Raw genomic sequence first — 13,940 nt, forward strand, 5'->3', positions numbered from 1 at the left:
GCTGAAGCTCTTAGAAAATGAACGGATAACCAATTCCCAACTGGAATTGTGCGCCTTTAAAAAAGGGATAGCTAAACCATTTGTTTTGATATTGTGCATCTGAAAGCGCAGGGCTTGGATCTTTTATTCGGTATGAATAATCAAAGCGGATGACAAAAAAATCAAAGTCAACACGGAGACCGCCACCGGCGCCAATGGCGATATCTTTACCCAGGCGACTTAGTTTAAATATTTCTTCTTCCGGCCGGTCGGGTGCTTTTTTCATAAACCAAACATTGCCCACATCGGTGAACAATGCACCGTTCACTTTTATCCCTAAGGGTTTTCCGATGGGAAACCTGTATTCAGCATTTGCTTCCAATTGAATATCGCCGTAGCGGTCGGGTGTGCCGAACTGACCCTTGAACTCTTTCATTGTTGAGCCGGGACCGAGACGCCGTAATGCCCATGCCCGCATACTGTTGGGGCCGCCACTAAAGTATTGTTTGAAAAACGGAAGATTATTTCTTTTATCGGGGCTGCGTGTAGAATTAAATTCATAACCCGCTCCTGCAAAGGCCCGGAAGGCCATCGAAGCTTTAGGAAACCGAATCAGCCTTGCAAATTCGGCGTCAAGCTTGATAAAGCGATAAAGATGACGATCCAAAAATGAATTGCGGATTAGTCCGGTGATAAGGCCCGACTGTTCAAGGTTTGCCCGAAAAACATTTAGTTTATTTGTTTGCCCACCACTTAATGTTAGGTTGACAATAACAGAAGAAATAAAGCCATCTGTAAATATATTGCGAAGCGATGGGTTGTACTTAATCAGCGTATCAAGACTATCCCGGCGTACCAGGTAGGAATATTCGATATTCGGGATCTTCACATTCACTAATAATTTTCGTCGTTGATATTCGTATCCCCAGGATCCATTGATAGTAGTAAGATTATACAATAATCGCCTCTCTGTATTGGCAGCTGTGAATGAAAAGATAGTTCGGAAATTATCCCGAAAATTTTCGGGGATAAGGTTTGTTCCCGGAACAAAACGTGGAAAATAAATATTATGGTTGAAGCTGACCTGTTGTGTCTGGATGAATTGACCGGCTCCTTTTATATTGCCCAATTCAATGCCATAACGAAGGTTCGAATTCGTCATGTTAGCCGCTTTTGCAAAGTTTCTGTTTTGCAGGCTAACATTTACGCCTACGCCAAAAAGATTGCCTGCAAAAGCACTTTGGTTGATGCTGCCTTCAACATTGGTATCAAATGAATATTTTTTTTTCGGTATAAGGCGAATAACAAAATCAACCGTATCTCTCCGCGGAACCTGGTCAATACTAACTGTTCGCCAGGCGCCAACTAAATCTAAACGATTGATTGTGCGAATATATCTGCGCTGGCGATAGAGACTATCTTTTGGTAAATAAATATTCGGCGGAAATATTTTTGCTTTAAACCTGTTGCGGTGTTGGATAACGGTAAGTCCTTCTACTACTTTGACTTTGCGAAGGAGGCCAACCGTGTCCGTGATGTAATCGGGGTACACCGTTACATTACCCATATAAAACTTAGTGAGTTTTACACTATCGATAGTTCTCAGTCTGAGTTCCAGGTTAGCGGTTGGATTTTCGCGGCGCTCCTTCAGTTTTTGCAATATTTCTAATTGCTCAAAAGGATCCAGACCGGGTTGCAATAATGAGACGTCCAGGGTATCCCAAAGACCAACCAATTCGTCACGGGTAAACCGGAGATAACCGGTATTTCTATATACGTCGGTTAGCCGGTCAAGCTCGTTTGAAATAAGATTTTTTGCGAAGGGGTCCCCTTTTTTAATTAATGCCTGTGATTTTGTTGAATCAGTTATATGCTGAAGATCGGGATGGCGAAGATTATAGTTGATAGAATCAAGATGCACTTGTTTGCCCGGTCGCACGTTAAAATTAACCGTTGTGCGAAGTTCATCTTTCCCTTCCGGTTTAATTGTGTGATCATAGTAAATTGAATCACTAAAATAGCCATGTGACCTCAACAACGCCTGCATAAACATGATAGATTTATCCGCATTGGCGCTATCGTAAACGGGAGGATTTTTCATCACACTCCAGAGAAGTTTATCCAATTTTCTTACCTGCATGCTATCATCCAGCTGGTCTTCGAGGCCAGCCAGCAGTGATTCCTTTTCTTCTTTTGAAAAATTACCTATTAGGTTGATATTTGTTTTGTAGACAAAAGGTTTTCCGGGCTGGTATCTTTTTACAATGGTGCAGGAGGCAAACACTCCAATGGCGAATACGACTAAATATGCGTTGAAGAGTTTTCTATAAAACAAAGGCTTGCCCGATAACATAAATAAATTAAAACAACAATGCTTGGTAAATCGCAGGTCAAATATATCCAAAGTTTGGGCCAGAAAAAAGTAAGGGATGAAGAAGGAATGTTTATTGCGGAAGGACCAAAGATTGTTGCTGAATTACTCGAATCCGACGCTTTGGAAATTTCCGAACTGTTTGCATTGCCGGACTGGATTGCCGCCAACGGAACATCCGTCAAGGCAATAAAAACTACCGAGATCAATGAAAATGATTTGGGAAAAATTTCACAGTTGTCCACGCCTAATAAAGTAGTAGCGGTAATTAAAAAGCCCGCCAATAACAAAACTATACGTACCAAAGCAGCTTTGTCTTTGGTATTGGATACAATACAGGACCCGGGAAATTTAGGCACTATTATACGTATTGCTGACTGGTTTGGAATAAAGCAGATCATTTGCAGTAAAACTTGTGCGGATATTTATAATCCTAAAACCGTGCAGTCAACCATGGGTAGTATAGCAAGGGTAGGAATAGTATATACCGATTTAGTGGAGTGGTTAAAGCAACACAAAGACGTTCCCGTTTATGCCGCAGCGTTGGAGGGAAAGGACGTGACGGCGATGAAAAAAATAACGGAAGGGCTGATCATTATCGGCAACGAGTCAAAAGGAATTTCAAACGAGATATTTGAATTGATAGATGTAAAAGTTACTATTCCCCGGATTGGCAAGGCCGAATCGTTAAATGCAGCTGTTGCCACGGGAATTATTTTATCGCATCTTGTATGATCTGAACCTTGATTTGGAGGGATTTTTAAGATTGAAAGGAATTTCTCTTTCAAGCCTTGTATACCGGAATACAGTTCACTATCCTCTTAATCCATTTAATCTCCCAAAATCCTGGTTCAGACTTTAACTAAACCTGATCGCTTTCACGGGTTGAATCTTTCTTACCAGTACTGACGGTATCATCAATATCAGGAAGCAAACGATCAATGTCCCGATACAAATAGCGGCAATCTGCCACCAAACGATTTTGACAGCAGCCTCACTCAGGTAGTAAGCGTCTTCCTGCAATTTGATAAAGCCGGTTGTTTGCTGCAGATACAAAACGCCCAATGCCACCACCAGTCCCACGACGATGCCGGTAAGCGTAATGATAAGAGAGTGACGAAGAAAGATTTTTTGTACGGTCCAGTCGGTAGCACCTAATGCCTTCAACACCCCGATCATCCGCACTCTTTCGAGTACAAGGATAATAAGACAGGTAATCAGGTTGATAACAGCGACAATGATCATAAATGCAATCAGCACATTGCGGGTCACATCCTGCATATTCAGCCAGTCGAAGATATTCGGCGAAACGGTTCTTACACTTTGTGCATCCCAGGTGGGAGGGAAGTCATCCATGTAATAAATTTCATCGGCTACTTCATCTATCTTTTTGTAATCTTTTAAAAATATTTCATAGCCGCCGGCTTCGGTGCGTTGCCAATCGTTTAATCGTTGAATTAGTTTAATGTCGCCGATGGCAAATGTTTTGTCGTATTCTTCAATTCCTGTTTTATATATACCGGTGATCGTAAGCCGGTCAGGACGCAGACTGCCGTCAGGACGAATGAAATAAATAAAGACACGGTCGTTTACTTTTAGTTTCAGCTGGTTGGCCGTGTACAGGGAAATCATAATCTCACGGCTGTAAGTGCTGTCATTAAACTGTATTGGCCTCCCTGCCTGGATAAATCGTTTCAGATGGGCAAAATCGTAAGTGCTGTCAAACCCCTTCAGCAATACCCCTTCGATCTCATCTTTTGTTTTTAGAATGGTGTATTTGGTAGCAAACGGGTAGATGCTTTGAATAGCTGGATTTTTCCTGATTTCATCAACGAGAGTATCATTTTTAATAAGCGGTGTTTCTTCCGCAATCAAAGCTTTAAAAGGCTGCTTTTCCTGCATGCGGATATGCCCCCAGAAACTAAATACTTTTTGGCTGACCTGCTCCTGAAACCCGTTGGCAAATGCCAGGGTTATAATCATTACTGCAACACTGATAACAGTGGCGACAATCGATAAGCGGATGATAAAGCGGGAAAAGGATTTCTGCTGATTAAATGCGATGCGGTTTGCTATAAAGCCTGCAACCTTCAAAATGAAATGTTTGTCTTAAATTGTTTAATAGTGTATTCAAAAATAAGCCGAAACGTATATTTATCTGCTTTTTTACCCTTTTTTCACAATATTGTGAAGGTTATAATCGGGGCATCCAGCCCGGTGCCACAACACTTAACTGCTGCCATTGTATTAATTATTTTTAGAATGAAAACGATAATTGCTGTTCTTTCCATCTTTGCTTTTTACATAGCCGGGGCTCAAATACCCGATCATATTTATCAACCCAATATTCATACCGCCAAACTACACAAGTATGGAGATATCTTTAGTTATCCTATTATTAGCCTGAATAGCGGCGAACAACTGGAATTACATTTTGATGACTTTGATGCCGATGTTAAAAGCTATTATTACACCTTTCAACTTTGCAATGCGGACTGGAGGCCGGCTAACTTGCCTGCCTTTGATTATATCCGCGGTTTTCAAACAACCCGGATCACCAATTATCGCTATTCATCTATTTCTTTTACCAAATACACCCATTACCAGGCGATTTTACCGGATCGAAGCTCGACTCCCATACGCTCCGGCAATTACCTGTTGAAAGTATTTTTGAACAGCGATACCTCTAAACTTTATTTTACCAAACGGTTTTTGGTGGTGGATAATAAGGTTGCTATTGCAGCACAGTTAAAACAGCCATTCAATTCTCAACTATACCTGACCGATCAGCGGGTGCAGGTAGTGGTGAACACTGCGAATGCAAGAATCAATGCTATGTCACCACAGGATCTCAAAGTAACGGTGCTGCAAAATAATATTTGGCCCACGGCGGCTATGTTTGACCGGCCTACCATTTATCGGGGTAACTATTATGAATATAACAACGATGTCAGCAGTTTCCAGGCGGGTCGGGAATGGCGGTGGATTGATCTGCGGAGCCTTCGGTTGATGAGTGATCGTATGCTAAAACTGGTGGATACGAATGATGCAAGAACAGAAGTATATGTAAAGCCCGATGCCGAACGGAAACAACAAGTGTATGTTTATTATCGTGACCTGAATGGCATTTATACCATCGAAAATATGGATGGCAATAATCCTTACTGGCAAAGTGACTATGCCTATGTTCATTTTACCTATATGCCACCCGGGGGCAGGCAGTATCCAGGCAAAGACATTTATATTTTTGGGGAGCTTACAAATTATTTACCCAATGAAGCTTCCCGTATGGTATTTAACGCCGACAAGGGAGTTTATGAAAAGACACTTTACTTAAAGCAAGGGTATTATAACTATTCCTATATCACATTGGAAGGAGGAAAGGAACCGGGGAATCGCTTTTCTTTTGATAATACCGAGGGCAATTTTACTAATACCGAAAATAGTTATACGGTGCTGGTTTATTACCGTCCATTCGGCGCCCGGGCTGATGAACTAATAGGTATGGCACAATTAAATACATTAGTTGGAAGATAGAAAAGCAGTTCATTTTTCAAATATTCAATTAACAATCATCCCTGCTTCCCTATCTTTGCGCCGGCAGGTCTTACACGACCAGCTCCTGCTGAACCCTCCCAGGGCCGGAAGGCAGCAAGAGTAGGTGGTTGAGCGGTGCGATGTGAGGAGCCTGCCTTTTTTTACCCCCTAACCCCCTGAAGGGGGGATATAAATCTTCAGGTATCTTCAAACGTTCAAACAATAATTTCCCTTTGGGGAATAGGGGTTTATGAAGTTTTTTATTGATACAGCCAATCTTGCACAGATCAAAGAAGCCCATGATCTTGGAATTTTAGACGGTGTTACCACCAATCCTTCCCTGATGGCAAAGGAAGGTATCAAAGGACAGGAAGCCATCATTAATCATTACAAGACTATCTGTGAAATGGTAGATGGCGGCGATATCAGCGCTGAGGTAATTTCAACTGATTTTGACGGGATAGTTGAGGAAGGAAAGAAACTGGCGGCTATTCACCCAAACATTGTCGTTAAGGTTCCAATGATCAAAGATGGGGTAAAAGCGATAAAATGGTTTACAGATAACGGCATACGGACCAATTGTACCCTTGTATTTTCAGCGGGCCAGGCCATATTGGCTGCAAAAGCCGGAGCGGCATATGTATCACCCTTTATTGGTCGTATCGATGACAGTAATTGGGATGGTGTAGACCTGATAGCGCAGATAGCACAGATTTATTCCATACAAGGTTATAAGACGGAGATTTTAGCTGCATCAATCCGTAGCGCTTTGCATATCGTTAAATGTGCTGAAGCCGGGGCTGATGTGTGCACCTGTCCGCTCGATTCTATTTTAGGTCTTTTAAAACACCCACTGACAGATATCGGGCTGGCGAAATTCCTGGAAGATGCAAAGAAAACATTGTAAGAAGAACTAATATTAAAAGCAAAGCCGGTTTCTGACGAGACCGGCTTTTTTTATGTTTATTGAGCTCAGACTTTAGGTAAGAAATTTTATTTATTAACTAACCTCTCCTTCTTGATCTTTTGATTTCCCGCATTACTTCCTCTTTTGTGGGCAACTCCGGATCGGGTTTCTTTTTTACCCAAATCGTCTTTTCGATCCAAAGTGAGGGGTTACTTTTCAATACAGCTTTTACGGTAATCTTATCCAGGGTACAGTTGGCCGGTACGATCAACTCATTACCTGAAAATTTGTAATCAGATGAGCTGAATTGAATCTCTTTGTCCGTCAACGGCAGCCACTGCCCGTTCGACATTTTACCATCTACATTAATGTAATTATGTGTGCCTTTTTTCAGACTATCGGTATATAAGTGGAAATAAATGCTTTCTACTTTTTGCGCCCTCAACTGATAACCTGCCAAACCAAGGATAGCAAGGAATAAAATTCTAATCACTGCCGGGAGATTTAATGTTCATATGACGACGTTCCCTGGCTAAAGGTACGGCTCCCAAAAGGGTTAACATTTTTTTACGGGCCGGTTCATCAGACAAAATCCCTGCCTTGTGAATTTCAGCAAGCGAAATAGGCCATTGGAATTGGCTACCCGAAAGCTGCCAGTGTGTCTTGTGCAGCATGCTTTGGTTTTACGCAAGAGGGGCCGGTCTTTCGGTGTGACAGAGCAGGCATCTCTATACCACCCCGATGATCAAAGTGACCAGGCTTGAGTTTTCGACCGGCTAGTCTTTTCCTTGGGTTTAAGTCCGGCGAACTTGAGGAAAAGAGTAGGAGACGGAAATTTGTATTCATAGTAAACTTATTTTTTATCAAAAAGTATTAGCAATTGGAGCTGTAACTGAACAGCAAATGTATACTAAATAAAGTAGTTCATTTTTTTATAACAATTAGCTAATATTCAAAATAAAATGTTTGTTAATTAAAATTTAATAATCTAATAAATGGCCAAAAATTGGATCTTAAAGGGAGGATTAATGTCTAAGTGATAATATTCTAATTTTTTAATTTTAATTTGTTGAAATATAGTATGTAACGGTTGTTTATTGAAAAACATAACTAATTTAGAGTGGTATTCATCAATAATTGCATTTGTTTTTAGAATGAAATAAGGTTGACCGGTCGTTTCGGGATGCAGTTATGTACGAACCGGGTTGGGATGTGATTTCAAAGAGAAAGTTGCTGATTGAATATTGCTTCAAAAGCCAAAGCCAGCTTGAGTAGTTTTGAATGCTGATTGAAGAAGTACGTTCTACCCGGGCAGGAAGCCGGGCAGACGACCGTCGGAAAAAATGGCAGGAATATTCCTCTAAAAGAAAAAGCTTCAACGGAGTCGTTGAAGCTTTTCGGTCTGAAAAAAATATTTTATAAAGCTAGTTTGCTTCCCAAACCAGGGCGCTAGCTCCGAGAATGGCGGCGTCAGATTCCTTTAAATGACTGATCAGGATCTTGACTTTGTTCTGGAAAACCTGGATCAGGTTTGCCTCCATATGCTCCTTGGTTGGTTTTAAAAGAAGGTCGCCGGCCTTGGTCAGTCCGCCAAAAAGTATGATGGCTTCGGGGCTGGAAAACATCACGGCATTGGCCAAAGCGAGTCCTAAAATCCTGCCGGTAAAGTCGTAAATATACCGGGCCAATTCATCGCCCTTGATGGCCGCTTCGTACACTTTTTTGGAGTCAATTTCTTTTTTGGGAATGTTTCGGAGTATGCTGGGCGTGTCTGTTTTTTCCATTAGGTCAAGGGCGGTATTACTAACTCCTGTAGCCGATGCATAGCTTTCCAGTGACCCTTTTTTTCCTGTTCCCGGGTGCACCCTGCCGTCCGGAATGATGATGGTATGACCGAGTTCGCCGGCAAAACCATCATGACCATAGATCAGGTGGCCGTTGGCGACAATACCGCTTCCGACGCCTGTACCTAAAGTGATCATGATAAAATCCTTCATTCCCTTAGCTGCACCATACATCATTTCACCAATAGCCGCAGCATTCGCATCGTTGGTCAGGGTTACCGGCAACTTGAATTTTGCTTCAATCAATTTGGCCAGGGGAATAATTCCTTTCCATGGGAGGTTAGGAGCATACTCGATCGTTCCGGTATAATAATTACCGTTTGGAGCGCCGACGCCGATTCCTTTCATCCGGCCAATGCCACCGGCTTTTTCTATTAATACGGATAAGGACGAATACAGTTCATCAATAAAACTATCTACGTCTGCATGTTTCTTTGTGGAAATCTCACTTGAAAAAAGCACATTTCCGTCCCTGTCTACTATTCCAAATTTAGTTCCTGTGCCTCCAATATCAATTCCTATTGCCAGTGCCTGCAAGCCGGATTTATCAGCCATCGTGTTTTATTTTTATAAATAAGCCCCGTTACTTTTTGTCGTAACGGGGCGATAAATGTACGAAGTAAATGAATTGATTTGTTTATTTAGTGACCTGCAGTTGCGATCTCTGCATCATAATCTATTCCTTGTTTTTTCAGAATTCCTTTCACAGCAAACGCAAAGAATGCCAAATAAGCAAAGCAGATAACTGCAATAATATAGGATTGATGAATGCCTATTATATCGGCTATTTTTCCTTGAATAGGAGGGATAATTCCGCCTCCTAAAATCATCATAATTAAAAAAGCAGAACCTTGGGAGGTATATTTTCCCAGCCCGGCAATAGAAAGGCTAAAGATGGACGGCCACATAATGGAACAGACCAATCCTCCACTTAAGAAGGCGTAGATTGCAACCGTGCCCGTCGTCAATAATCCGATAACCATTGCTATCACACCCAATAGCCCAAAAGTGAGCATAGTTCTGGCAGGTTTATTTTTACTAATAAAAAATGCTGCTATTTGGACAAACACGCAAATAATATAATAATATAACGGAGTCATATCATATTTAGCCAATGTATTAATGCCAATCAATATTCCAAAAGCTAATAGGGGTACAAAAAACTGTAAAACAGTTTTTGTCTTTGTTGATAAATTGAAAGCATTGATTGCCCCCGTCCACCTGCCGATCATAAGGCTGCCCCAGTACATTCCAATGAAAGGAGTAGCTTCCGAAGCGGAAAGAGAACCAAATTTTTCCTGTTTTAATAATTCGCCCAAATTGCTGCCAATAGCTACTTCAACTCCAACATAAACAAATATGGCAAGCATTCCCAGTATTAGTTGTGGATATTGCATAGCTCCCCAGCCCTCCGATTTTTTCTTTGCACTTGCGAGAGCTAATAACAGTCCTATCACGACTACTGCTAAAGCTCCAATCAGCCATTTTAAACGATATGCTTCCATGGCATGTCTTTCTTCAATCGTTGCATTGGTAAGGTCAGTTTTATAGCTGTCAAATACAGGGATAAATAAAGCAATCAATAAGACAGTCATTACTATTAACGTATAAAGAGCTTTATTGGCCTTCTCCGTTTTTTCTAACAGGATGCCAGAGGGAACCTTTTTTGAAAAATAAAATAAAGCAGCAGCTCCGATAAATAATACACCAACAAATGAATAAAGTATGATAACTTTTGATAAACTTAGAGAAGCTATTTTTTCATCCGTGATGGCAGCTGTAGTTCCAAATAAAGCAAGAGCTACAACCAGAGGACCAATAGAAGTTCCAAATGAATTTACTCCACCTCCCAGGTTGACCCTGCTGGTACCAGTGGCAGGGTCTCCTAATAAAATAGCAAAAGGCTGGGCCGCAGTTTGCTGTAATGAAAACCCTAAAGCAACGATAAAAAGTCCGATAAGCATTCCGGCGAAGCTGTTCCCATTAACTGCCATGATCATTGCAGCAGCACCGAATGCAGAAAAAAGTAAACCATACACTATACTTTTTTTATATCCCCATTTCCCCACCAGGTCCTTACCCCCAAAAGCACCGTAAGCAAACAACAAAAGGGCTCCAATATAATATGCGGTATAAAAAGCGAAATCAATTAACTGGCTTTGAAACTGATCCAGGTGAAAATAATGTTTGCAAAAGGGGATAAATACGCTGTTTCCTGCAGCGATAAAACCCCAAAAGAAAAAGACTGTGACTAGTGTTCCAAGAGCTCCGTAGTTGGTTGGTGTTTTTGCAGTCATAGTATCAGTTGATTTTAAATTTATTTAAGCACTGAAAATAGAAATAAATCAGTTAGTGAAAAATTTTAAATTATCGCAGTTGGCAAATGAGAAAAAGACCTTAATTTGAAAATAATTACTTCAAACAATTTTTTTTTGAATGGAAATTGTACATGTTTCAGCAGAATGTTATCCCGTGGCAAAAGCCGGCGGTCTTGGAGATGTAGTAGGTGCGTTGCCGAAATACCAGGCCGAATTAGGTCACGTTACAAAAGTGGTAATGCCGATGTATCGTACAAAGTTTCTTTATCAGAACAATTGGGAGCTGGTGCATGAGGGGGGGCAGAATCTCGGATCATATTGGTTTCATTACAGCGTCATTCGTGAAAAGACAAACAAGCTCGGCTTCGATCTTTATTTAATAGATATAAATGGACTGCTGGATAGAGAAAAAATTTATGGTTATGATGACGACACAGAACGGTTCACAGCTTTTCAAATCGCCGTTTGCGACTGGCTGAGCAAATGGGAGCATGCTCCGGATATCATACATTGCCATGATCATCATACCGGGCTTATACCTTTTATGGTTAAGCATAGTTATCAGTTTCGCCTGAGGCTGGCTGACGTTCCAACGGTATTTACGGTACACAACGGTCAATACCAGGGGTGGATCAGTTGGGATAAATATTATCTTATTCCTGCCTATGACAGTTGGAAATGGGGTTTGCTGGATTGGAACAATACCATCAACCCAATGGCCTCCGCTGTCAAATGTGCCTGGAAAGTGACAACCGTTAGTTATAGTTACCTTGATGAACTTAAACATTCGGCAAATGGCCTGGAAAATCTTTTTGAATATGAAAAAGGAAAAAGTTTTGGCGTACTCAATGGTATAGATACAGAGGTGTGGGATCCGGAAAAAGATAATTTCCTTATAAAAAACTATGACAAGGAACTGGTAGAAAAAGGAAAGAAGAAAAATAAGAAAGAGATCTGTGACCAGTTTGGTCTTGACCCCGAAAAGCCACTGATCGCTTTTATCGGCAGATTGGTGGGAGAGAAAGCTGCCGACCTGTTGCCTGAAGCTATTTCCCAGTCAATTTATCACCATCATGGTAAGGCCAATTTTTTGGTGCTGGGTTCAGGTGAGGGTTATTTGGAGGAACAACTGGATCACATGAAGCACCACTTCAATGGATATTATAACTCCTATATTGGATACAGCGAGCCACTGAGTCACCAGATATATGCTGGTGCTGATTTTCTTTTAATGCCAAGCCGGGTTGAGCCTTGCGGCCTAAACCAGATGTATGCCTTACGCTACGGAACGGTGCCAATGGTCAGAAGCGTTGGCGGATTAAAAGATACCATTAAGGACTTTGGTGACTGGCAGGGCTATGGTATTCGCTTCGACCAGGCTAGTGTTGGTGATATTACGTACTCTGTAGGAAGAGCAATCGATTTATATACGAATAAGCCCGACCTGTATCAATGGATGCGTAGCTATATGATGACCATCGATCATTCATGGGATTCTTCGGCACAACAGTATATTGATCTTTATAAAACTTTGAAATAACATTTAAAAAATATTCATCAAATAATTTTTTGTTGGAATTTTTATACAAATTGTTACTTAACTTTTCTGCATAATTATCAAAAACAAGTTTGCCTATGTCAATTTCTAAAGAAATACTCACAGTAATATTAGGTGGAGGTGCCGGATCAAGATTATATCCATTGACAGCAAGCCGTTCCAAACCGGCTGTTCCGATTGCAGGAAAGTATCGGCTTGTGGATATTCCCATTTCTAATTGCATGAACTCGGGTATTAACCGCATGTTTGTATTGACGCAATTCAATTCGGCATCGCTAAACAGGCACATAAAAAATACTTACCATTTTAGCGCCTTTAGTTCAGCCTTTGTAGATATCCTGGCAGCAGAGCAAACTCCGGACAATCCTACCTGGTACCAGGGTACGGCGGATGCTGTCCGGCAAAGCCTTCGTCATATCACTCCGTTTGAAAGTGAGTATGTATTGATCTTGTCAGGCGATCAATTGTATCAAATGGATTTCCAGGAAATGCTGGACAATCATAAAAAAACAGGAGCGGACATTTCCATAGCAACCATTCCGGTTGGGGACAGGGAAGCTCCGGAATTTGGTATCTTAAAAAAAGATGAAAATGGATTGATCACGTCTTTCATTGAAAAACCAAAGAAAGACGTGTTACCTGAATGGGTAAGCGATACCGGTGAAGAGATGCAGAGAGCCGGCAGAAAATATCTCGCATCCATGGGTATTTATATATTCAATCGCAAATTGTTGTTCGATTATCTACAGAATAATTACCTGGATGCAACTGATTTTGGGAAAGAGATCATCCCGCACTCTATTGACAAGTGCAAAGTAGCAAGCTTCCAGTATGATGGTTATTGGACTGACATTGGTAATATTTATTCCTTCTTTGAAGCCAACCTGGGATTGACAGCCGATCTGCCCGACTTTAATTTATTTGATAACAACAGGGCCATTTATACACGTGCCCGGATGTTACCTCCCGCAAAAGTCAGCGGGACAACGTTGGAGAAATCGGTTATTGCTGAAGGCTCCATCATTAATGCATCACGTATGGACACCTGTGTTGTCGGTATACGTTCCCGGATAGGGCATGGATCTACAGTGAGGAATACCTATATCATGGGTAGTGACTATTACGAAACGCTTACTGATATTGCAAAAGATAAAGCACAGGGTGTTCCCTTATTAGGTATTGGCAACCGTTGTTATATTAATAATGCCATTGTAGATAAAAACTGCCGCATCGGCGATGATGTTCGGATCAATGGTGGTTCTCATTTGGAGAATACGGATCAACCACTCTATACTATTAAAGATGGAATAGTAGTGGTTAAAAAAGGGGCAATCATTCCAAACGGGTTTGTTATTTAGCCACTCATTTTGACGGAATGGTAATGGTTTTAACTGGTAGAATTTCCGGAACGGGGGAATTTTTTTCT

The 13,940-nt window shown here is 41.2% G+C and carries 10 protein-coding genes and 1 other RNA gene; 6 read left to right on the forward strand and 5 right to left on the reverse strand.

Annotation, left to right across the window (positions count from 1 at the left end; genetic code table 11):
- Positions 1-10: 10 nt before the first annotated feature.
- The gene (locus ACFEL9_RS24640; RefSeq protein ID WP_385895643.1) at positions 11-2,332 is read right to left on the reverse strand and encodes a BamA/TamA family outer membrane protein; all 2,322 of its coding nucleotides are present in this window, start codon (positions 2,330-2,332) and stop codon (positions 11-13) included.
- Positions 2,333-2,350: 18 nt separating this feature from the next.
- On the opposite strand from ACFEL9_RS24640, the gene ACFEL9_RS24645 reads away from it, so the two are divergent.
- The gene (locus tag ACFEL9_RS24645; RefSeq protein WP_385895646.1) at positions 2,351-3,085 is read left to right on the forward strand and encodes a TrmH family RNA methyltransferase; all 735 of its coding nucleotides are present in this window, start codon (positions 2,351-2,353) and stop codon (positions 3,083-3,085) included.
- Positions 3,086-3,208: 123 nt separating this feature from the next.
- Here the strand turns inward: ACFEL9_RS24645 and ACFEL9_RS24650 are convergent, their stop codons facing one another.
- A complete protein-coding gene (locus tag ACFEL9_RS24650) occupies positions 3,209-4,444 on the reverse strand; it encodes an ABC transporter permease (protein ID WP_385895648.1) in 1,236 nt (411 codons plus the stop codon).
- A 168-nt stretch (positions 4,445-4,612) separates the two neighbouring features.
- On the opposite strand from ACFEL9_RS24650, the gene ACFEL9_RS24655 reads away from it, so the two are divergent.
- The 3 genes from ACFEL9_RS24655 (at position 4,613) to fsa (ending at position 6,794) form a co-directional block, all read left to right on the forward strand.
- The gene (locus ACFEL9_RS24655; protein ID WP_385895651.1) at positions 4,613-5,887 is read left to right on the forward strand and encodes a type IX secretion system plug protein; all 1,275 of its coding nucleotides are present in this window, start codon (positions 4,613-4,615) and stop codon (positions 5,885-5,887) included.
- A 61-nt stretch (positions 5,888-5,948) separates the two neighbouring features.
- An RNA gene (gene ffs / locus ACFEL9_RS24660) (signal recognition particle sRNA small type) lies at positions 5,949-6,047 on the forward strand.
- Between the two features lie 90 nt (positions 6,048-6,137).
- Positions 6,138-6,794, forward strand: a complete 657-nt coding sequence (gene fsa / locus ACFEL9_RS24665; RefSeq protein WP_385895653.1) for a fructose-6-phosphate aldolase — start codon at positions 6,138-6,140, stop codon at positions 6,792-6,794.
- Positions 6,795-6,891: 97 nt separating this feature from the next.
- Here the strand turns inward: fsa and ACFEL9_RS24670 are convergent, their stop codons facing one another.
- From ACFEL9_RS24670 to ACFEL9_RS24680, 3 genes are all read right to left on the reverse strand, one after another.
- Entirely contained in the window at positions 6,892-7,287 is a 396-nt protein-coding gene (locus ACFEL9_RS24670) for a hypothetical protein (protein WP_385895656.1), read from the reverse strand.
- 931 nt (positions 7,288-8,218) lie between these two features.
- Positions 8,219-9,193: an ROK family protein gene (locus tag ACFEL9_RS24675; protein WP_385895659.1), complete on the reverse strand. Its 975-nt coding sequence runs from the start codon at positions 9,191-9,193 to the stop codon at positions 8,219-8,221.
- Between the two features lie 86 nt (positions 9,194-9,279).
- Positions 9,280-10,935 carry an MFS transporter gene (locus ACFEL9_RS24680; protein WP_385895662.1) on the reverse strand — a complete coding sequence of 552 codons (1,656 nt, stop codon included), beginning with the start codon at positions 10,933-10,935 and terminating at the stop codon, positions 9,280-9,282.
- Between the two features lie 139 nt (positions 10,936-11,074).
- On the opposite strand from ACFEL9_RS24680, the gene ACFEL9_RS24685 reads away from it, so the two are divergent.
- Positions 11,075-12,496, forward strand: a complete 1,422-nt coding sequence (locus tag ACFEL9_RS24685) for a glycogen synthase (protein WP_385895664.1) — start codon at positions 11,075-11,077, stop codon at positions 12,494-12,496.
- A 95-nt stretch (positions 12,497-12,591) separates the two neighbouring features.
- The gene (locus ACFEL9_RS24690) at positions 12,592-13,872 is read left to right on the forward strand and encodes a glucose-1-phosphate adenylyltransferase (RefSeq protein WP_385895666.1); all 1,281 of its coding nucleotides are present in this window, start codon (positions 12,592-12,594) and stop codon (positions 13,870-13,872) included.
- Positions 13,873-13,940: the final 68 nt, after the last annotated feature.

Source organism: Terrimonas alba, from assembly GCF_042434975.1.
Lineage (GTDB): Bacteria > Bacteroidota > Bacteroidia > Chitinophagales > Chitinophagaceae > Terrimonas_B > Terrimonas_B alba.

Bases quoted from the DNA above. Each gene is read 5' to 3' on its own strand.
- ACFEL9_RS24640 (WP_385895643.1), bottom strand. From the start codon at position 2,332: ATGTTATCGGGCAAGCCTTTGTTTTATAGAAAACTCTTCAACGCATAT.
- ACFEL9_RS24645 (WP_385895646.1), top strand. From the start codon at position 2,351: ATGCTTGGTAAATCGCAGGTCAAATATATCCAAAGTTTGGGCCAGAAA.
- ACFEL9_RS24655 (WP_385895651.1), top strand. From the start codon at position 4,613: ATGAAAACGATAATTGCTGTTCTTTCCATCTTTGCTTTTTACATAGCC.
- fsa (WP_385895653.1), top strand. From the start codon at position 6,138: ATGAAGTTTTTTATTGATACAGCCAATCTTGCACAGATCAAAGAAGCC.
- ACFEL9_RS24675 (WP_385895659.1), bottom strand. From the start codon at position 9,193: ATGGCTGATAAATCCGGCTTGCAGGCACTGGCAATAGGAATTGATATT.
- ACFEL9_RS24680 (WP_385895662.1), bottom strand. From the start codon at position 10,935: ATGACTGCAAAAACACCAACCAACTACGGAGCTCTTGGAACACTAGTC.
- ACFEL9_RS24685 (WP_385895664.1), top strand. From the start codon at position 11,075: ATGGAAATTGTACATGTTTCAGCAGAATGTTATCCCGTGGCAAAAGCC.
- ACFEL9_RS24690 (WP_385895666.1), top strand. From the start codon at position 12,592: ATGTCAATTTCTAAAGAAATACTCACAGTAATATTAGGTGGAGGTGCC.